This window comes from Allohoeflea poritis (genome assembly GCF_027889715.1).
GTDB lineage: Bacteria > Pseudomonadota > Alphaproteobacteria > Rhizobiales > Rhizobiaceae > Hoeflea_A > Hoeflea_A poritis.
The window spans coordinates 390,488-409,278 of sequence record NZ_JAPJZH010000003.1 but is presented as its reverse complement, the minus strand read 5'-3'; the positions used below and the strand labels follow the sequence as shown (position 1 = coordinate 409,278).

The 18,791-nt window shown below is 55.6% G+C and carries 15 protein-coding genes; 6 read left to right on the top strand and 9 right to left on the bottom strand.

The annotated features are described in order from the left end of the window. Nucleotides 1-19: 19 nt before the first annotated feature. Nucleotides 20-499 (bottom strand): MaoC family dehydratase, encoded by a 480-nt coding sequence (locus tag OOZ53_RS07250; protein ID WP_271088712.1) that lies wholly within the window; start codon nucleotides 497-499, stop codon nucleotides 20-22. A gap of 206 nt (nucleotides 500-705) precedes the next feature. Between OOZ53_RS07250 and OOZ53_RS07245 the strand changes: the two genes are divergently transcribed. Next, nucleotides 706-864 carry a hypothetical protein gene (locus tag OOZ53_RS07245; protein ID WP_271088711.1) on the top strand — a complete coding sequence of 53 codons (159 nt, stop codon included), beginning with the start codon at nucleotides 706-708 and terminating at the stop codon, nucleotides 862-864. Between the two features lie 25 nt (nucleotides 865-889). On the opposite strand, the gene OOZ53_RS07240 is transcribed toward OOZ53_RS07245, so the two are convergent. The 4 genes from OOZ53_RS07240 to OOZ53_RS07225 all read right to left on the bottom strand — a co-directional run bounded on the left by OOZ53_RS07240 (nucleotide 890) and on the right by OOZ53_RS07225 (nucleotide 3,392). Then, the gene (locus OOZ53_RS07240; RefSeq protein ID WP_271088710.1) at nucleotides 890-1,963 is read right to left on the bottom strand and encodes an AI-2E family transporter; all 1,074 of its coding nucleotides are present in this window, start codon (nucleotides 1,961-1,963) and stop codon (nucleotides 890-892) included. Between the two features lie 16 nt (nucleotides 1,964-1,979). Further along, nucleotides 1,980-2,471: a hypothetical protein gene (locus OOZ53_RS07235; RefSeq protein ID WP_271088709.1), complete on the bottom strand. Its 492-nt coding sequence runs from the start codon at nucleotides 2,469-2,471 to the stop codon at nucleotides 1,980-1,982. A 12-nt stretch (nucleotides 2,472-2,483) separates the two neighbouring features. Further along, nucleotides 2,484-2,765 (bottom strand): hypothetical protein, encoded by a 282-nt coding sequence (locus OOZ53_RS07230; RefSeq protein ID WP_271088708.1) that lies wholly within the window; start codon nucleotides 2,763-2,765, stop codon nucleotides 2,484-2,486. Between the two features lie 270 nt (nucleotides 2,766-3,035). Then, nucleotides 3,036-3,392: a hypothetical protein gene (locus OOZ53_RS07225; RefSeq protein WP_271088707.1), complete on the bottom strand. Its 357-nt coding sequence runs from the start codon at nucleotides 3,390-3,392 to the stop codon at nucleotides 3,036-3,038. A 398-nt stretch (nucleotides 3,393-3,790) separates the two neighbouring features. On the opposite strand from OOZ53_RS07225, the gene OOZ53_RS07220 reads away from it, so the two are divergent. Beyond that, a complete protein-coding gene (locus tag OOZ53_RS07220; RefSeq protein WP_271088706.1) occupies nucleotides 3,791-4,885 on the top strand; it encodes an AI-2E family transporter in 1,095 nt (364 codons plus the stop codon). A gap of 169 nt (nucleotides 4,886-5,054) precedes the next feature. Here OOZ53_RS07220 and OOZ53_RS07215 read toward each other — a convergent pair whose 3' ends face one another. Both OOZ53_RS07215 and OOZ53_RS07210 read right to left on the bottom strand, forming a co-directional pair. Then, entirely contained in the window at nucleotides 5,055-5,873 is an 819-nt protein-coding gene (locus tag OOZ53_RS07215; RefSeq protein ID WP_271088704.1) for a hypothetical protein, read from the bottom strand. After that, nucleotides 5,860-6,327 carry an ABA4-like family protein gene (locus tag OOZ53_RS07210; protein ID WP_271088702.1) on the bottom strand — a complete coding sequence of 156 codons (468 nt, stop codon included), beginning with the start codon at nucleotides 6,325-6,327 and terminating at the stop codon, nucleotides 5,860-5,862. Before OOZ53_RS07210 ends, OOZ53_RS07215 begins: the two co-directional genes overlap by 14 nt. Nucleotides 6,328-6,367: 40 nt before the next feature. Between OOZ53_RS07210 and OOZ53_RS07205 the strand changes: the two genes are divergently transcribed. Next, nucleotides 6,368-7,039 (top strand): TetR/AcrR family transcriptional regulator, encoded by a 672-nt coding sequence (locus OOZ53_RS07205; protein WP_271088701.1) that lies wholly within the window; start codon nucleotides 6,368-6,370, stop codon nucleotides 7,037-7,039. A gap of 524 nt (nucleotides 7,040-7,563) precedes the next feature. Here the strand turns inward: OOZ53_RS07205 and OOZ53_RS07200 are convergent. Beyond that, the gene (locus OOZ53_RS07200) at nucleotides 7,564-12,258 is read right to left on the bottom strand and encodes a glycosyl hydrolase family 18 protein (RefSeq protein WP_271088700.1); all 4,695 of its coding nucleotides are present in this window, start codon (nucleotides 12,256-12,258) and stop codon (nucleotides 7,564-7,566) included. A 306-nt stretch (nucleotides 12,259-12,564) separates the two neighbouring features. Between OOZ53_RS07200 and OOZ53_RS07195 the strand changes: the two genes are divergently transcribed. Together OOZ53_RS07195 and OOZ53_RS07190 are read left to right on the top strand one after the other, a co-directional pair. Then, entirely contained in the window at nucleotides 12,565-14,259 is a 1,695-nt protein-coding gene (locus OOZ53_RS07195; protein ID WP_271088699.1) for a type I secretion system permease/ATPase, read from the top strand. After that, nucleotides 14,253-15,590, top strand: coding sequence for an HlyD family type I secretion periplasmic adaptor subunit (locus OOZ53_RS07190; protein ID WP_271088698.1), 1,338 nt, complete (start codon nucleotides 14,253-14,255; stop codon nucleotides 15,588-15,590). The genes OOZ53_RS07195 and OOZ53_RS07190 overlap by 7 nt, the downstream gene beginning before the upstream one ends. 206 nt (nucleotides 15,591-15,796) lie before the next feature. Here the strand turns inward: OOZ53_RS07190 and cueO are convergent, their stop codons facing one another. Next, nucleotides 15,797-17,356 carry a multicopper oxidase CueO gene (cueO, locus tag OOZ53_RS07185; RefSeq protein ID WP_271088697.1) on the bottom strand — a complete coding sequence of 520 codons (1,560 nt, stop codon included), beginning with the start codon at nucleotides 17,354-17,356 and terminating at the stop codon, nucleotides 15,797-15,799. Nucleotides 17,357-17,711: 355 nt separating this feature from the next. On the opposite strand from cueO, the gene OOZ53_RS07180 reads away from it, so the two are divergent. Continuing rightward, nucleotides 17,712-18,599, top strand: coding sequence for a DUF4396 domain-containing protein (locus OOZ53_RS07180; protein WP_271088696.1), 888 nt, complete (start codon nucleotides 17,712-17,714; stop codon nucleotides 18,597-18,599). Nucleotides 18,600-18,791 lie beyond the last annotated feature (192 nt).

The window sequence follows — 18,791 nt, the reverse complement described above, 5'->3', positions numbered from 1 at the left end:
ATACTCGTGTCTGGATGAACTAGCGGAAAGCCAGAGCAAGGGTGTCGGCAATAAGCGCGGGTCCGCTGGCACCCACCGCTTGTGCGGTAACCTTGGACCGGATGAGAACGCGTCCGCCTTCTTTTCGCTCTATCCCCGTCAATACCGCAGAGACCCGCAGGTCCGCCCCGCTGGGAACCGGAGCAAGAAATCTGACCTTGTCCAAACCGTAGTTCATAGCGCCACTGCACCCTTTCGGGATCAGTCCCAGCTTCATCTGCTCAGCCGCCAGCAAGGACAACGTCAGATAACCATGCGCGATCGTTCCTCCGAAGGGGCTGCGCTCATTGGCACGCGCGACATCGGTGTGGATCCACTGCCGATCTTCCGTGACCTCGGCAAATTCGTTGATGCGATCCTGCCCGACCGGGATCGGGCTTCCCGGACCAAAAGTTCGCCCGATGTGCTCTTCGATATTCTCCAGTGTGTAGCTGTCCGGATATTTCTCTTGCGCGTTCATCGTCAAAACTCCTTCCGGTATCCCCGCGGCGATTGCCAGGTGCAGGTCCTGGCATGCCGTCCACCATTCATCTTGACAATTGGAATCGCTCAGCAGACCCGCATCTGCCAAGGGTGCGATCGGACGAATTGTTGACTTGAGCGGACAAACCAGGATGAGAACTGCCGCCGTCAAACAGGCTTGAAGCAGCTTTCAGTGTGAATCCAATGTCCGGTAATGCTTTGCAGGGGCGAGACCTGCCAGTGGCCGGAAAATTGGCACATGTCGGTGCAAACCCGGTTCATCTGGGAGTTATTGTGATCATCAACCTGAAAATCGTGTTGCTGGCCCTTCCGCCAGGGTTCAACCTCATCGCGGTATCGTGAGCCTTCAAGCGGAGGCTCTCTCAGGTCAGCCTTTTTGATCCTGGTCTGATCTTTGCGACCTCTCAGGGTGCCCGTCTTCTGAAAGAACGACTGCAACTGCGTGCAATGAGGGTACATGACTACATACGATAGCCAAGGAAACCGTTAAGGGGACGCTCAAAAAAGCACCCTCTACACCCCACAGGGTGCTCCAAAACGTTAGCGAGAGAATTACTGCCAGCGGGCTCAGATTAAGCGTACGCCCGGTAAATGTCGGCTCGATAATGTTGCCGACCAGAAACTGTACGCCAACAAGCAGGAGAGTTATCTGGACGAAGGGCCACACCGTTTCGAATTGAAGCAGAGCCAATAAGGCCGGCATCACAGTGGCAATGAATGAGCCGACGTAAGGAATGAAATTCAATATAAAAATGAGCAGTCCGGAGAGCTCGGAGAAATGAACGCCATACAGCTTCAGCACCAAATAACAAAGACCGGCGGTGAGTGCACTGACGACTGATTTGATGAACAGGTACCGACGAATGCTCTGGTTCACCGAAGCAAACAATTCGGTTACCTTGCGGCTTTTGTCCCCATTAGAAACCAATGCTGCGAGTTTGGCGGCGAACCTGCCGCGCTCCACCAGCATGAAGGCCAAATAGAGCAGAACCTGCACGAGGCCGCCGAGATAACCGCCAGCGGAATTGGCAAAGCCCGCAATTATTGGAGCCAGTTCAATTTGAGATAGCGATTGTTGGACGTAGTCGGCAAATTCATCACTCGTCTTGTTCCTAAGCTCGGTTGCAAGTCCAGATAGGCGCTCTGAATAGCTCGGCCAAGCTTGCTGAAACGCTTCACTTTGATTGATGAACACCATGCCGACGATAGTAAGTGCAAGTGTTCCGGCGCTCAGAACAAGCATCGTAGCGAGCCATGAGGGAGTGCCAACCCGTGTGAGTTGCCGAATGCCGTATGAGAATAGGCTGGTAAGCAGCCCTGCAATCACAATGGGGACGATGAAGTCTCGACCAAAATAAAGCAATGCCAGGACAATGCTGCCAATGATTGCGACAAAACCAGCTTGTTGGAGTCGCGCTGACGTATCTGACGTTCCAGTCATAGGGTTATTTGCCCGCCTACTTCGAACGTGACTTCACCAACTTTGAAACGGCTACCAGCGTCGGGCCGATAAGGGAGGGCGACAATACATCCAGGGGTCGTTTGACAAAATCGGCGACATTGGCGCGGACATCTTCGACATCATCCCGCAGCTGCAGAAGCTTTGTCTGCACCTCCTCGGCTTCGGCGCCGATTTCACCAAGCGCCATATCGCGCACTTCCCGGACCATCTCCTCTTCAGGCGCTGGTTTCAGGACTTGCGAAACCAGGATCAGCAGCGTTGCGATAAGGATATCCGCGAGTCCTACAATAAGCGCCGCCCATGCGTTGCCGACATGAGGCCCAAGCGCAAAAAATCCGGCCCAATTGAACATACCCCAGGCAAACAAGCATGAGATTGCGGCCAATACCCCGAGCGTCATCTTTCGGGTGGTCTGTTTGAATCTTGCTTCAGCCAGTATGCGTTCCGAACGCCAAAGCAGTAGCAGATTTCTTTTCATGTTACTCATGCGCTGCATCCATCATCGAGCCGAACGGCCAAGCATAACACCTAGGGCGAACGCCAATCCAACAGCCAGAAGAGGTCGCTCGGTCACTTCCTTCTCGCCCTGTGCCAAAATATCTTTTAGTGCTTGTTCCACGTCGGCAGGAAGAGTCGTTTCCTCTCCGGCTAGCTTTTTTTCCTTGTCGACTTTTCGGCCGGGTTTCTTCTTACGATCAATTTCGTCTGCGGTTCTGGCGTCCTTCAGCGCTGCTATTTCCTGTCGCATCGCTTCGATTTCAGACTTCAGGTCGGTGGTCATTTTTGTCTCATGTGTCATTGTGGCTATCGAACCTACAGCAAAGCCAACAATTCCAGCGGCCTATGTCAACTATTGGTTAATCCTGAATGGCGCCAAGCGATCATTGGCGATACTTTCGACCTGACGTCGCACAAAGCTTGTCTTTACTTGATTGAAGAACAGGGGCGACAGGACCCCAAAAAGATAGCCGGTAGTCTAACGATGGCGAGAAAGTTACGTCAGGCGCAGGATTAATGTTCGCCGCCTGCCACCTAGGGGCGGCTATCGCATCTAGTCGCCTAATTTCGGAAATTCTCGCCCCAATTGTCGAGACACACATTCGACTGCCTCTGGTTCGGTCACCTCGCTTCCACCACCATCGATGAGCAGGGAGACCGTGCAGTCGATGGCGTTGAGCATTGGTTCCACCGGACAGTTTAGATCACGCGAAAGTTGCACAGCGTGATAAGCCCGCTCAAGTGCATCGGCATCTCCAAATCTGGTAATCTGTTTGTGGATCATGAAAGCGACGCGATAGCTTGCCGCCGCGTAGGCGTAGGCACAGCGATCGGGGATCGTTTGCGCGGCAGGTGCCGCCTGGGACGATGCAGCCAATCCCAGGATGGCGATGATCCAAAGTAACTTCATCTCTTGTCCTCCGCCGGCGATGGTCTGATTGGGCTATTGGCCGCCAGAATAGGCCTCGCAAAACACCATTGGCAATAGACCGGTCCACCGGCAGGAAAATTGCAGACATCCCGAGTGCGACATGCGTCAGGCTCAATCAAGCGAAGCTTTCTTGCGCCTTTTCAGTAACTGGCCGATGTGTGCTGACTGGCTGGGCAGGACAGCAGAGTTGACATCGGCAATTTGAACCGATGGCATTGCCTTGTGACAAACCAATCATGTCTTCCCCAGGTACGACCGCAGTTGTTGCAAGTCGTTTTCGCGATTGATCGGTTGGCAATCGACAGTTCTGTTTACAAGTTGTGATTCAATGCGGCATGGCTTGAATTGCATAGAACCGGTTCTGTAGAATCCGCGTCATGAACTACCAACACAAATCCGTACAGAACAGCAAGGTATTCGCAGTCGGGCTGGCTGCGCTGGCCATCACTGCGTTGTTTGTCGGAATGATCTCGGACTTCCTGATCACCCTTTTCCTGGCGGCGGTATTTAGCGCGATGTCGCAGCCACTCTACCTCAGGATTTTGGCTCTATCGTATGGCCGGAAGAGTATAGCCGCAGCCGCAACTTTGATACTTTTATATGTATGCATTTTGGCGCCGGTCCTGGGAATAATCGTTCTGGCTGCTTCTCAGGCACAAGATTTAGCCGGTAGTGCCATATCAATTGGTCGGGACATCGATCTGACAAGCTTGCTTTCGAACCTGCCAGATTGGCTGCCGTTCCGCCAGGAACTGGAGCGTGCCGCACCGACGGTTGTTTCAAAGGTCGGAGAGCTGGCGGATAATCTTGCCGTTTTTGTCGTGAGTACTTTGTCGGTTGTGACAAGAGGCACGGCAAGTTTCTTCATAAACTTGTTTGTCCTGACTTATGCAATGGTGTTTTTTCTACAGGAGAGCACTGATGTCCTGACGCAATTGCTGCGGTTCCTGGGCCTGTCGAAAACGACCCGCTCGCGGGTGACCGACCGGGTCATGTCGGTAAGCCGGGCAACGATCAAGGGCACGCTGGTTATCGGTGTAATCCAAGGTTTGCTGGGTGGGTTGGGCTTCCTGGTGACTGGCATTCCAGGAGCAGCGTTTTGGAGTATGATCATCGCCGTCTTATCGGTCATACCCGGTGTCGGCCCCGGTCTTGTTCTGATTCCCGGCGTAATTTACTTGTTCATTGCCGGTCAGGCTGTAAGTGCAATTGCACTTTTGCTATGGACGTTACTTGTCGTTACCACAGTCGATAATCTGCTGCGTCCGACTTTGGTCGGACGTGATACCAAAATGCCGGATCTCCTGATTCTGATCAGCACGCTTGGCGGTCTTTCCATGTTTGGCGCGGCCGGTCTTCTCATTGGTCCCGTTATCGCTGGTGTTTTTGTGACTGTTTGGCAAATACTTGCTGAGACGGCGAAAGAAACCGGCAATTCGGAAGCGAATGAAACGACTGGACAATCAGAGTAGCCATATATCGAAGGCTTCATCGAGCGTATCGAATTCAATCACTACGAAGGTTCGCCGCAAGAGTCGGTTGACCGCTAACAAGTCCTGACCTGGTGAGAATTGCCTGTGTGGTTACCTAAAACTCAACATCGACACCCAGGCTGCTGAGAAACACAACTCACGACCTTGGTTATGCAAGCGGAATCAACGGAATTCCTGCTAGCGCCATGGAGAAAACAGTCAGCGTTACCAAAGTATATCCAACCGCGACAGATCGAACGACGCGTATTGCCCGCTTGACTTTGCGGCGCTCCAACCAAAATGCCAGCAACGGCAATACCTGCATTGCGTGTAGCGACAGAAAATGCGCCGGCCTCAAATCTCCTGTCACACCGGACCAGCCGAACAGAGGTATAGTTGGGGCTCCTTCAGGATGAATGCCCACAAATCGCCCTCCATTGCTGCTCAGGAAACCCGCAACGATCATCGTAAGCACGAAACTCAAAATGAAGCCCAGCCAAATCGCCTCGCGCATCACCGGTGAGAGGTCGGCTTCATCATCTCGCTTTACAAGCCAGCCGATCAATCCGACACAGGCTACCAATGCAACTGCACCACCTGCCATCACAACTGTGTACATAAACTCGTGAAACGGGGTGGAGTAGTTGAAATGCGAATCCTCAGCCTGCGCAGCCTGAAAGAAAATGTAAGCCATTTCCGAGAGAAACGCGGCCGTCATTACCAAGACTGTGATGCTTAGCGTCCATCCGTTGCGAACACGTTCTGAAAGGCGCCTTTCCACTATCTCCAGTGTACCGAACAGTATTGCCAGGCTAAGTGCGAATTTAAGTGGTTTCATCCAGACTGGCGAACCGTCGATCAGCCTTGTGTCGAAGAATCCCCAAAGTGCAGATAGAAGGAAGAGGGCAGTGGCGGCGACTGCAAGTGTTCTGAAGGGTGACGGGTACTCATTGCCGATCTTGGAGAAACTCGTCTCAAGCGATGACATTTGACGTGCCTTTCATGCTGCGTGTTTGCGTCGGGAGAATACTTAAACGCAGGCCAAGCTCGGTCATCGCTGCAAGCAAGAACCCTAATGGACCAAGCATGAATGTGGTTGTAAGGATCGGTGCCTGAACAAGACGTCCGACCCCGGCATAATCCATCCGCGCCGCCATAACCGCTCCGACGAACAGATCAAAGGCCAGAAAATGTACCCAACCGGCCAACAATGCCCAGTCATTCTCAAAAAGCGCTGCAACCGACGCCAGGCTATCGAAGCCGCCCTCGGCGGAAGAAAACCACGTCAGTACTAAAACAGAGTAGAGAGCTGAGATGGCGCCCGGTATCAACCAGCACGGAATGAAATTGAACCATGCGAAGCGCCTTGGCCCCAAAATGAGCATCACCCACCCGGCCATGGCGGCAATACCAGCCAAGGAAAAATACGCTTCGGGGTTCATGAATATATCTCCAATGTAAATTTCCACTGGAAATATCTATGTGAATGACTTGAAAGGCAAGCCGAAAAATTTACAATGGAAATATGTTAGGGCCAACGCATTGAGACACAATAATAAAAAAGGTTACCACCACGGAGATCTGAAACCTGCATTGATCCAGGCTGGCTTGGAGATCCTTGAAGAGGAAGGTCTTGATGCTCTTTCATTACGCGCTATCGCTTCGCGAGTTGGCGTGAGCCATACCGCGCCAAAGAATCACTTTGGCAGCTTTCACGGTCTACTTGCCTCGATCGCAGCAGAGGGATTCAGACGGCACGCGGCCGAAATGAGAAAGGGCGTTGAAGGCGCATCCAATGGGCGGGAGCGCCTGGACGCAGCATCAAAAGGCTATGTCCGCTTTGCGCGTGAAAACCAGGCTTTGTTCAGCCTCATGTTTTCTCCCCGCTTCCACGAGAACGCTGGAGATGAGCTTATGGCGGCGGGACGCGAAAGCTATTCTGTCCTGGAAGAAATTGCAGAGGGATTGGATTGGCAAAAACGCGGACCAAGGCTTGGCCCGGATACTGAGAACCTTCGAACCCAACTCATGCTCTGGGCATTTGTTCACGGGTATGCGTCGCTGTTCAATGAAGGAAGAATGCCAACGAAGCAGGACGGAGAACCGGTTCTCGACGTCCTCGATGTGATTCCGAGGTTTGACTATCTGGATTGATGATCTGCCAAAGGGCAGCTTTCGGAAAATCTGAAATGGTCATTGATATTCGATCAATGTCAGGGATCGCGCGAATCTGAAGTGTTCCAACGATGTGCCAGCGCAAACGTCTGCTTTGGCCGTAAACGGAAAGAATTCCTGGAAATTGTCGAAGGCCTGACCGCCGGTGAACTGGCAACTGTCAAGACCAGTTCCGAGCGCGGCGACCCGGACGAGAATTCATGTCGGGGTTGAGAAGACCATACCCGGCCGCCGCGACGCCTGACAGGAAAGCCCCGGGACAATCGCCTGTATGGATTCGTCGGCTTATTTGCCCGCTTCCTCAATCACGTTTCCAATGGGGTTTGTGGTTTCTTCGATCAGCGCGCGGACAAATTGCCGTACGCTGTCATTGAAAAAACAATCAGGAGCGAGACTTCAGACCAAGTCTCGCTCCTGAGCAGTGCGTTGATGCAATCTCGGTGCAGCGCAATGCGCTGACCGGTTGCGGTCAGGCGTCTAGACGGGTTTGCCGTCTGTTGACGTCATGCCAGGTCGTCGTTGCCGAGGACCGTCAGTTTCTGCACGACGCCATTGCTGCCGTGCAGAACATCGTCGTTCCAGTCGGGGGCGGACAGGTTCGCCAAGGCGAGATCCTCAGCCTGCACATTTTCCAGAATGTACTTGTGGCCACCATTTTGAAGGATCTCTATGTGGAGATCTCCGTCGGACTCCGTGATTTCGATGAGGTCTGCTTTCATCGCTCCGAAATCAATCAGGTCTTCCGACGGCGCGAAATCCGAAATGGTTTCCTCGGTGCCCCAGTCCCAGTTGACTTGCACCACGTCCTCGATCTGGTTTCCGGTATTGGAGTCAGAGCCGGAGTCACCGCCTGCACCGTCATCGCCGGTATCTTCGGTATCGTTGTCGAAGATGGTACCGACGGCTTCGAGTGTGCCAGTGACATTGTCCCCGGACACCGCGAAGGTGAAGGTTTCGGTGCCCTCCACCAGCGTGTCGGGATGCACCGCGACCATCACGGTCCGGGTCTGCTCGCCGGCGGCGAAGACAAGGTCCCCGGTCGCCGTATGATAGTCCCAGGCTACGTCGCTGGTCGTATCGGCAACGGCCGTACCGTCCGATGTCGCATAGGTCAGCGTGAGCTCTTCAGTGGCCGGCGCATCGAGCGTGACCGTGAAGTTGATGTAGCGGTGCCCGTCATCATGGACATGGCTTGATCCATCGTCATGCACGTGGTCCATGCCGGGGTCGGCCTCCGTGACCGAGCCACCGGTGACGGTCACGCCGATCGGCGCGGAGTCATCGCCCGTGCCGCTATCCGATCCACCGTCGCCCGGATCACCGCCCGGATCAACGCTCGAGTCATCGCCGGAACCGCCATCATCCGAGCCGTTTCCGATCGGGGTGCCGGTGTACTCTTCATAGCCCTGCTCGCTGTGATACGGGGCACGGTCCACGCCGCCCGCCATCTCAACGCTCTTGCCGGTAAAGACGTTCTCGCTGACGTAGCTGAAGCCATCAACGACGGCATCCAGTCCCATCCGGGTCGCGATGCTGTCCTCAAGCTGGCTTGCACGCCATTCGAAGTGGGAACTGTCCAGCTCGGAGAAGGACACATCGCGAAGCGTAAGGCTCTGACCCGTCAACGGGTTGTAGAACCGTGCGCCTTCGTCCGTATCCTCGACAGCGAAGTTGCGCTGACCATCACCACGTACCGAAAGATAGAAGAAGCTGATCTTGTCGGTCGCCGGGTTGAAGTCGACGATCTCTTCCAGTCCTTCTTCGTGCGAGCGGATGTAGACGGTGTTCGGCCTGACAAGGCCGGAGCCGTTTTCAAAGGCCAGGATCGCACTCATGTCCTGCTGCAGATGCGCGTCATTGATCGGCGCGAAGTTCTCCGCAGAAAGATCACCGAGATTGACGCCTTCCAGCAACGTGTTTCTGTTGCTGTCCCACATGTTCAGCATCATGAAGCCGTCAGGCGTATCAACCGCGAACTGGTCGTGGATCGAGTACGGCCCCAGATCGAGCACATCGGTGGTCGGATCAAAGTCGGTGATGACCGTGTTTTCGCCGACGGTAAAGGTCTGCCCGCCGCCGACAAACGGTCCGGATCCGCCGTTATCACCGGTGCCGTCACCGTTCCCGGCATCATCGCCGCCGTTGCCGCCATCATCGTCTCCGGCATTGCCGCCGTCATCATTGCCGGCACCATCACCGGTGTCGCCACCCGTATCGGTTGGTTCCTGTCCGACCAGGGCCAGGATTTCCTGAGCTGCCGAATCATCCATGATCGTGAAGTTCGCAGCCGACAATTGAGTCAGTCCGACGCCTTGCAGCGTTACCGTCTGGTTGTTTGACGGGATTGAGAACACGGTGCTGCCGTTGACTTCGCTCACATCGATTGTCGCGGATGTGAACCAGCCGACATAGATCGTGTCGGTTGCCGGATCGAAGTCCGTCACTGTGGCATTGTTTCCCCACGCCCAGTTGACGACGACATCGGCGGTGTTGGCGTTCACGCCCGCGGTGCCGTTGCCGCTTGCGCCTGAACCGGCACCTCCGCCAGTACCGCCACCGGTGTTGCCACCAGTATCGTCACCGGCGTCATCCCCGGCATCGCCGCCCGTGTCATCGCCGGAACCGTCACCGGCATCATCGCCAGCATCGTCACCGGAGCCGTCGGGCAGATCGGTCGGGGGCGTGTCGGATTCAGCGATTGGAGCGAACACTCCGTCACCGCCATAGACCGCATCGAACTCCAGCGCCGAAGCGTCATCGATCTCGTAGAAGGTCATGCCTTCGAACCACGAGTTATAGGCTGCGGTAATGAGGCTTTCAGAGCCGCTGCTGTCCCCGGACAGGTCCCAGAACATCACGCCGCCAAGACCCAGAGACTGCGCCCACTCCGATTTCAGAGCGATGGTTGACGGTGTCTCGAAGGAGCTGAAGATGCCGAGTGTCGGGTTGTAGAGGAAAGCGGCCTGGGCGTTGTCATCGTAGTAGAGACCCCAATCGCTGTCGACTGCCTGCAACTCGGCAAGCAGGTCCTTGTAGTCATAGTTGCCGGCTTCCCAGGTTCCGGGAGCTCCGCCACTGCTTGAGCTGTTCCAGGCGTCGCTCGGATTGTCGACCGAAACACCGCCCCATGCACGTGTGTAGGCAGGCAGGCCCAGAACGATCTGGCTTGGGTCAACGCCGGCATCCAGGTACATCTGGATGGATGTGGTGATGTCGTAGTCACCGCCCGTCAGGTCATACATACCCGCCAGGTGGCCGGTGGTGTTTTGCCAGGCACCGTAATAGTCGTATGTCATGATGTTCATGAAATCGAGACTTTCGGCGAGGCCCGGAATGTCAAGATTTTCAATCTTGTCATGGCCACCCGGAAGTGCGGCGGAGATTGTGTAGGTCCGGCCGGTATCTGCTTCCAGCTGGTCCAGAGCCGCACGGGTCTCTGCGGCAAGCAGAGTGAAGTTCGCGCCGTCGTCTTCGCTTGCGGAGTTTCCGGCAAGGCCGCCTCCGCCAGGGTACTCCCAGTCGAAGTCGATGCCGTCGAACATCGGGTAGTCCTGCAGGAACTGAACGACGCTGTCGATGAACGTGGCACGTCCCTGAGCGGTCGAGGCCATGTCACTGAAGTGCTGGGAAAGCGTCCATCCGCCGATACCAAGCTGAACGGTCAGATGCGGGTCTTCCTCCTTCAACTCGGCAAGCTGATTGAAGTTACCGGCAATCGCCTGGTCCCAGGTATCTGCAACACCATCGACACTGTCTTCGGCCGGGAACGCTTTATCCGTTGCTGCCCAGGGGTCATGCAACTGGATCTCGAACTGGTCGTTGACGTTGACGAAGGCGTAGATCAGGTTGGTGATCTTGTCCGCTTCCACGTCGGCAACGTTGAAGTCGCGCCCATAGATGCCCCATTCAGGGAAATAGGCCGCGATAATGGGCGCTTCACCGGATCCACCGGTATCGCCGCCGGCGTTTCCGCCGCCGTTGTTGCCACCCGTACCGCCGCCAGCGTTGCCGCCAGTGTTGCCGCCTGCATCGTCGTCAGCTCCACCGCCGGCATTGCCTCCGGTGTCACCGCCAGCGTCGTCTCCGGCATCGTCACCGGTGCCGTCGCCATCGGAGCCCTGACCGACCAGCGAAAGAATTTCCGCGGCAGCAGAAGGCTCCAGGAACGTGAAGTTCTGTGCCGACAGCTGTGAAAGGCTCACGCCCTGCAAGGTAACCGTCTGGTTGTTGGAGGGGATGGAGAACACCACGTTGCCATTGCTCTCGGCAACGTCGATATGCTCTGCCTTGAGCCAGCCGACGAAAATAGTGTCTGTCGCCGGATTGAAACTCGTCTCGACGGCATTCGTTCCCCAAGCCCAATCGATTACGACATCGGCTGTCGCGGCACTCACGCCCGCGGTACCGTCCGAGGCGGTTCCGCCGTTTGTTGAGCCGTCATTTGTCGTGTCGTCGTCCGACGTGTCACCCGGTGTGCCAAGACCCTCATCGCCCGTCAGGCGGCCTTCGTAGTAGGCAATCAACTCTTCGGCCTGTGGGGAATCGTACCCACCGAACTGATCCATGTACTGAAGGATCGATGTGCCGAACTCGTCATTGCTCAAGGTGCCGTCCAGCAGCAGGTTCACAACGGAGGTTGCGCCGCGCAGGTGTGCTGCGGCAGCGACGCCCGTCAGCGTGACTTCGACCGGAACGGTCTGTCCGCCGGTTGTGTAGCTGATGGTCGTGCCGAGGAATTCGTCCAGGCTGCGGCCCTGAGCATTCAAACCGTTTTCAATGAAGCCGAGGTTGTAGCCGAAAGCTTCGCGGATGGCGACATCCTGAGCGTCCTGCGTCATGAAGTCCTCGAGCGAGTTAACCCCGTTCTTGCCCGTCCAGGTGCCGTCCCAAGTGTTGGAAGCAGCGCCGTTGCCGTAATAGAAGTCGTCGTCGTAGTAGCCCAGGTCGATCAGCAATGCTTCGCCGAACTGAAAGCCGACAAAGCCCAGCGTGTTCATCGAGCGATAGGCCATGGTTTCCCATTCGTCATCGGTCAATTCACTCCAACTGCTGCGATTTGGGTAGAAGCTGCTGACGGTTCCGCCGGCCCATTGGTCCAGCTGCCAATCCTGAATAATGCCGGCGTTGTACCGCTCACGGTCCCAACCGGACTCAAACGCGAGGAGCGCTGCCAGAAAATCTTCGAATGTGCCTTCCATAACTCAATTCCTTACTCAACGTAATCGCCCGCACGGAGACGCTCACAGTAAGAATTGAAAGAAAACAAATAAAAAACCCATATTATTTGTTAATATTGCGTGATATTAAGTAAAAGTAGATTTTTATGTGTCAAAAACTTGTCAATTTCTGCAAATAGTCCAAAAAAAATCAAAATTATGACATTTAATCAACATATTACCTGAAAAAGAAATAGCCAGGTTTTGCGTAGGAATGGTTTTAGGATGTCAGTGGCAAGCAGTGAAGCGTTTGGGGTAGGGCAGTACGGTGCTCTTCAGAAAAACCCCATGGAAAAGCAGAGCATCCGGGACGTTATTTCATCGTTGCGCGGATGGCTTCTGAGTGTCGCCGGCATCAGTCTCGTGGTGAACCTGCTCGCCTTTACGGGGCCGCTCTTTATGCTTCAGGTGTACGACCGTGTGCTTGCCAGCGGCTCGGTGCCGACCCTTCTCGCGCTCGGTTTTCTGACTCTCGTGCTTTACTTGTTTTTCGGTGTCCTGGAAGGTTTGAGATCGAGGATACTGCTGCGTATCGGGCAGCAGGTCGACGTCGATCTTTCCGCTCAAGCATATGCCTTGTCTACCAGGGTTCCGGTAAATTACGGGGCGAGGGGGCATTCTGTCAGACCAGTGCAGGATCTGGATAGCGTCACGGCGTTCATGTCCGGCAGCGGACCCTCGGCGGTTTTTGACGTTCCCTGGCTGCCTGTTTATCTCAGCGTGATCTTCCTCTTTCACACGACGCTTGGAGTGGTCGCGCTTTTGGGCGCGATCGCTATTTCGCTGCTTGTCGTGCTCAACGAATTTGTGTCCCGCACCGCTTCCGCGGATGCAGCGCAAACGAGGACACGGCGCGCGACGCTGGTCGAAGAGAGCAGGACCAACGCCGAGGTCGTCACGGCGATGGGCATGCAGAATGCGCTTTCGGAAAGGTGGAACGCCGAAAACGACATTTACCTTGCCGGGCAGCGTGCCGCCGCCGATTGGAGCGGTTTCTTTGCAACGGCTATCAAGACAGTCCGGTTCGTTCTGCAATCCGGCATTCTGGCCGTCGGCGCATGGTTGGCGATCAAGCAGGAAATCTCCCCAGGTGTAATGATCGCATCTTCGATCATGATGTCGCGCGCACTGGCGCCTGTCGAGCAGGCCGTCTCGCATTGGCGCGGGTTCATCGGGGCTCGGCAAAGTTTCCGCAGGCTGAAGGAGTTTATGGAGCTTGCTCCGAACGTGGAGCAGGTTACGCAGCTTCGCACGCCGAGCAGTAACTTGAAGATTGACAAGCTCTACTGTGCACCGGCTGGTGTGCGTGAACCCGTAATTATGGGTGCGTCGATGGCCCTGAACGCCGGAGAGGGGATAGCCGTTCTGGGGCCTTCAGGCTCCGGCAAATCCACGCTCGCCAAAGCGATTGTGGGGGCTGCAACGATTTCCAATGGCGAGGTCCGGCTGGATGGTGCCGCACTTGACCAGTGGGACGACGAAGCCCGCAAGCGCTTTGTGGGATATCTGCCGCAGGACCTTCAGTTGTTCGATGGAACGGTGGCCCAGAACATCTCCCGTTTCGATTCCGGCGCAACATCCGACGAGATCGTTGCGGCGGCGACGCAGGCAAATGTGCATGAGCTTATCGTCGGGCTGCCGAAGGGGTATGACACCCTGATCGGCGCGCAAGGCGTCGCCCTTTCAGGCGGCGAGAAACAGAGGATTGCGTTGGCCCGCGCCCTTTTCCGAAACCCGTTCCTGCTGGTTCTTGACGAACCGAATTCAAATCTTGACGCAGACGGCGAGGCCGCGCTGGCGGACGCGCTTTTGGCCATGCGGCAACGCGGATCAATCATCGTGCTCATTGCGCATCGTCCGCGGGCGTTGGCTTCGGTCGACAAGGTGCTTTTGTTGAAGGAAGGGCGGGTCGCCGCAATTGGTCCCAAGGAAGAGGTCCTGCGGAGTTCGATCGCGCCGGTAAAGGCGAGCCAGCAATGTTGAATGCACTTATTTCGAGATTGGGGCGTTCGAGCCCGGGCGCGACGACCAATGCGGACAGCATACGAAATCATGTCCGGATTGCCGGCGCGGTTGTCCTGATCCTGGTTTTCGTCGGCGGGGGGTGGACGGTTTTCACCAGAATCTCGGGCGCCGTCATCGCAACCGGCAATATTGTTGTTGAGAGCGAGGTCAAGCAGATCCAGCACCGCGAAGGGGGGATTGTGCGTGAAATCCTCGTCCGCGAAGGATCGGAAGTCGAGGCAAGCGACCTCTTGATCCGCCTTGATGACACCACGGCAAGGACGAACCATTCGATCATTCGCAACCAGCTTGCAGAGCTGAAGGCGAGGCAGGCGCGGCTTCTGGCGGAGCGTGACGGCAGCGAGAAAATCGAATTTCCCGAGCGCTCTGAAAACCTTCCCGCCGAAGAATATGCGAAAATCGAACATACCCAATCTTTGTTGTTGAGTGCGCGTCGCGGCAGCCTGGAAAAGCGCAGGGAGCAATCAGAGGATCAAGTTGCGCAATTGACCAAACAGATCGAGGGGCTTGAAGCGCGCCTTGGCACAAAGAACGACGAGCTCGCACTCGTGGACGATGAATTGTCGGGTGTGGAACAGCTGTTTGAGAAAAAACTGGTCACGAAGAATCGCGTCACGCAGCTCAAGCGCGACAAGACCCGCGTTCAGGGGGAAAACAGCGAACTCCTGTCGCAGATCGCCGGCGTGCGGGAAACGATCAGCGAGCGGCAAATGCAGATGCTCCAGGTGGAAGAGGATACACGCGAGGAAATCCTGCAGGAGCTGCAGGACGTTACCTTGAATATCTCGGAACTGGAGCTCCAGAAAGTCAAGGCTCAGGATGAGCTCCGGCGATTGGAGATACGAGCCCCGCAAGCAGGTTTTGTGCATCAACTCGCCGCCCATACCGTCGGCGGGGTTGTGCCGCCCGGCGCCACATTGCTGCAACTTGTACCCAGGAACGACACGCTTGTTGTCGATGCCAGGGTGACGCCGACCGACATCGATCAGGTGCAGGTGGGGCAGTTAGCTGAAATCAGGTTTCCGGGCCTTGACCATCGCACGACACCAAAACTGTCGGCGCGGGTCCGGACCGTTGCCGCAGACCAGACGCATGATGAAAACACACAGCAACGCTATTATCGGATCAGGCTGGGGATACCGAAGGATGAGCTGCAGAAACTGGCTGGGCAAGAACTCGTGCCCGGAATGCCGGTCGAGGCATTTGTAACGACTGAGGACCGCACCGTTCTGAGTTTTCTTACGGAACCGATCGTCGATCAGATAGCCCATGCGATGCGCGAGAGCTGAAGCGCAGGCAATTGAGGAACGAAGGGGAAGGGCCCCCGGCAATGTCGACCATTGAAACCGGGTTGCGCGAACTTAGCCGGCAGTCACCAAAAGACCTCCGGTGCTGTATGCTTCAGAGTGTCACGACACCGAATGGTGCGATCGAAACGATCTTCATGGAAAAATAGAGCCTCCGATTCCCGTCTCATTCCATACCGGGTTCCCGGTCAGCCGACGGTGAAATTCGTCATCATTCCTGAATCCTCATGTTCAAGATTGTGACAATGCGCCATAAACGGCGCCTCTTTGCCCGCAGGGTGGTCAAATCGAATCTGGATTGTGCACGACCCGCCCTTCAGAACAGGTGCAATATCCTTCCACCCCGCCATGTGTGCCGGAACCGCGGCACCATTCAACTCGAGTATTCGAAACTGACATCCGTGGATATGGACCGGATGGTACATGCTGTCCGTTCCTTCGGAGATTTTCCAGCGTAGATCCGTTTTCAGCGGAGCCGAGAACGGAACGGTGCCGAGTTCGAAAGGCTGGCCGTTGACCGCGTTGGCGCTTAGTTGCGTCTTGAGCGGAAGTGCCGGTCCATCTGTGATCAGGTTGTTGACGGCCTTGATGATATTCGGATCAGCCTTTCCTGATTGCGTCATTTCCATCAGACCTGCCGCCTTGAACGCGCCCATGCCCTGGTCATCCATATTCATCTCCATAACGAGTTCCTGGCTGACCGGCGGCTGGTTTTTGACCAATGGAGGAACCTCAACCAGCGTGTCCGGCAGCGCGCCCGCAATGTCCACGCCTTCGGGATTGACGGTTACCAACCGGAGCGGGGCATGGAAGGGAGGCAGGCTCATGGCCATCTGGTCGACCGGCAGTGTCATCATGTCGAATGGAACGCCATCACGAGCATCGACCATCACCTCGTAACGCTCGCCGGAATAGATCGTCAGTTCCTTCAGTTCGACGGGTTCCGCCAGCAATCCTCCGTCTCCCGCAATCACAAACATCGATCGTCTGTCGCTGGCGGCCAGGCGGTATGTCCGGGCATTTGAACCGTTGAGAAGGCGCAGGCGCAACCAACCGCGCGCGGTCCTTGCGACCGGATCGTGGGCGCCATTGACGAGCATGGTGTCGCCGACATAGCCGGTTGTCACTGCGGCAAGGTTAAAACGGTGAAAGAAGGTTCCGTTGGAATTGAAACGCCGGTCCTGGATTATGATCGGAATATCGTCGACGCCCCATCGCGACGGCAGGCCAAGAGTATCGGTTTCATCGTCGTCAATAATGAACAGGCCGGCAAGGCCTTTGATGACCTGCTCAGCGGTGGTCGGGTAGAAGTGCGGGTGGAACCAGCATGTGGCGGCCGGCTGGTCGATATTGAGTGTCGGTCTCCAGGTGTCGCCGGGTTTGATAACGGTGTAAGGACTTCCGTCGACATCGCCTGGTATTTTCAGACCATGCCAGTGCATGGTTGTATTCTCGTCGAGACCGTTGGTCACATTCATCGATATCTGATCGCCGCGCCGCACTCTTATGGCCGGACCGAGAAAGGGTCCATTGATACCGTAGGTCGGCGTCGTGATGCCGGGGAGAAACTGACCTGTGCCGGCTTCGGTCCGCAGCGCGATTGATCCGCTGGAGTCTGCCCGCAATTCGGGGGGGACTGGCATGGTAGGGCGGTCAGATGCGCGGGCCGCTGATACAAGCGAAAGGCCCGCCAAGCTCCCAAATCCCGCTGCAACCGACAAAAAGGCCCGCCTCGAAAGTCCGTACATCTTCCGGTACCCTCCTCGTATTGCGAACGTGACAATCGGAGCCGTATTGACAGTCAACTCGGGAACAATTTTTTCAAAACTATGAAAGTTTGATTCTACGGCTTAGGGAGTTACGCATTCTCCAGACAATAGCACGAACAAGTTCCGTAAAAATTTGAAATATAAAATATAATGTGACCAGCGTATCGAACTTCACATGACAAATGTCTCATCGGCTTGTTTCTGAGCCTCCCGCATTGAAGTGGTCCGCGGTTATGGCTAGGCAACGGGGCAATGGAGGTGGTTTGCATCTTCATTTGAAATTCCGGTTCAGGGCGTCTTTTCTTCGAGATATTGACATCGTTGGAGGAACCGCATGCTTGAAGGTGCAATGATCACCTGGTTTGTGCTCTCGGTTGCCAGCCTTGCTTTTGTTATCTGGGATTCCGTATTCAACGGTGTCACGAGTTGGGTTCAGCGCGCCGCATGGATACTCGTGGTCGCATATACAGGTCCAATCGGCTGTTTTCTGTATCTGATGGCCTGCCGCAGGCCATTTCCGGGTGCTCACGATGCATTTACGAACAAGCCCTGGAAACAGGCGCTTAACAGTGAAATGCACTGTCTTGCGGGCGATGCGACGGGCATCTTGATTGCAGCGTCAATCGTTCCGGTGCTCGGCCTTACGAATGGATGGGACAGTATCCTTGAATATACTGCCGGTTTTGTTGTCGGTCTGTTTGTTTTTCAGGCTATGATGATGCGCGGCATGTATGACGGAGACTACTGGAAAGCGGTTCGAAAAACCCTTTTTGCGGAAACGGTTTCGATGAACTGCGTGATGGCCGGAATGCTGCCGACAATGGTGGTTTTGGCAAGTTTGTGGCCAAACTCCACCGATCCCTTGTCTGCGGAGTTCTGGTTTCGCATGAGCCTGGCATCTATTGTCGGCTTGGTCACCGCTTTTCCGGTGAATTACTGGCTGGTGGCATCGCATCTCAAGCACGGCTGCATGACCCTTCCCGGCAAGGATGTGCCCCACCTGGGTCATCGATCTCCCGAGATAAACCCGGAAATGTCCGGGACGGTGAGCAAGGCTCATCTTGACGAGCAGATGTCTCATCAAGGGCACTCCGGCGGGCATGATTCAATGTCAATGAAGAGCTTGCCGCTTGCTGTGCAAATAATTCTGGTCGCGGTTTCGTTTCTGTTGCTGCTTCTCGCGGGGACCGTCACGAACGTATTCGTGCCGATCCATTTCTGAGTGTCTGCGGGCAATAGAACAAAATGCACAAAAACCAGGCTTAAGATCACCACCGGGAACACTGTCATCGCAACATCTGCCGCCCAAAGTATTGGACGGGCAAGCGTTGGGCGTTTGGCGACCCTGTCCGCGCAAGTTGGTGTGGCAGACGTCAATAGCGGTCGGAGGAATTTGCGGCCGGCTGCAACACGT

What these genes read in the sequence shown, in the direction of transcription:
- OOZ53_RS07250 (WP_271088712.1), bottom strand. Translation starts at nt 499, where the DNA reads ATGAACGCGCAAGAGAAATATCCGGACAGCTACACACTGGAGAATATC.
- OOZ53_RS07245 (WP_271088711.1), top strand. Translation starts at nt 706, where the DNA reads ATGTCCGGTAATGCTTTGCAGGGGCGAGACCTGCCAGTGGCCGGAAAA.
- OOZ53_RS07240 (WP_271088710.1), bottom strand. Translation starts at nt 1,963, where the DNA reads ATGACTGGAACGTCAGATACGTCAGCGCGACTCCAACAAGCTGGTTTT.
- OOZ53_RS07235 (WP_271088709.1), bottom strand. Translation starts at nt 2,471, where the DNA reads ATGAGTAACATGAAAAGAAATCTGCTACTGCTTTGGCGTTCGGAACGC.
- OOZ53_RS07230 (WP_271088708.1), bottom strand. Translation starts at nt 2,765, where the DNA reads ATGACCACCGACCTGAAGTCTGAAATCGAAGCGATGCGACAGGAAATA.
- OOZ53_RS07225 (WP_271088707.1), bottom strand. Translation starts at nt 3,392, where the DNA reads ATGAAGTTACTTTGGATCATCGCCATCCTGGGATTGGCTGCATCGTCC.
- OOZ53_RS07220 (WP_271088706.1), top strand. Translation starts at nt 3,791, where the DNA reads ATGAACTACCAACACAAATCCGTACAGAACAGCAAGGTATTCGCAGTC.
- OOZ53_RS07215 (WP_271088704.1), bottom strand. Translation starts at nt 5,873, where the DNA reads ATGTCATCGCTTGAGACGAGTTTCTCCAAGATCGGCAATGAGTACCCG.
- OOZ53_RS07210 (WP_271088702.1), bottom strand. Translation starts at nt 6,327, where the DNA reads ATGAACCCCGAAGCGTATTTTTCCTTGGCTGGTATTGCCGCCATGGCC.
- OOZ53_RS07200 (WP_271088700.1), bottom strand. Translation starts at nt 12,258, where the DNA reads ATGGAAGGCACATTCGAAGATTTTCTGGCAGCGCTCCTCGCGTTTGAG.
- OOZ53_RS07195 (WP_271088699.1), top strand. Translation starts at nt 12,565, where the DNA reads ATGGAAAAGCAGAGCATCCGGGACGTTATTTCATCGTTGCGCGGATGG.
- OOZ53_RS07190 (WP_271088698.1), top strand. Translation starts at nt 14,253, where the DNA reads ATGTTGAATGCACTTATTTCGAGATTGGGGCGTTCGAGCCCGGGCGCG.
- cueO (WP_271088697.1), bottom strand. Translation starts at nt 17,356, where the DNA reads ATGTACGGACTTTCGAGGCGGGCCTTTTTGTCGGTTGCAGCGGGATTT.
- OOZ53_RS07180 (WP_271088696.1), top strand. Translation starts at nt 17,712, where the DNA reads ATGCTTGAAGGTGCAATGATCACCTGGTTTGTGCTCTCGGTTGCCAGC.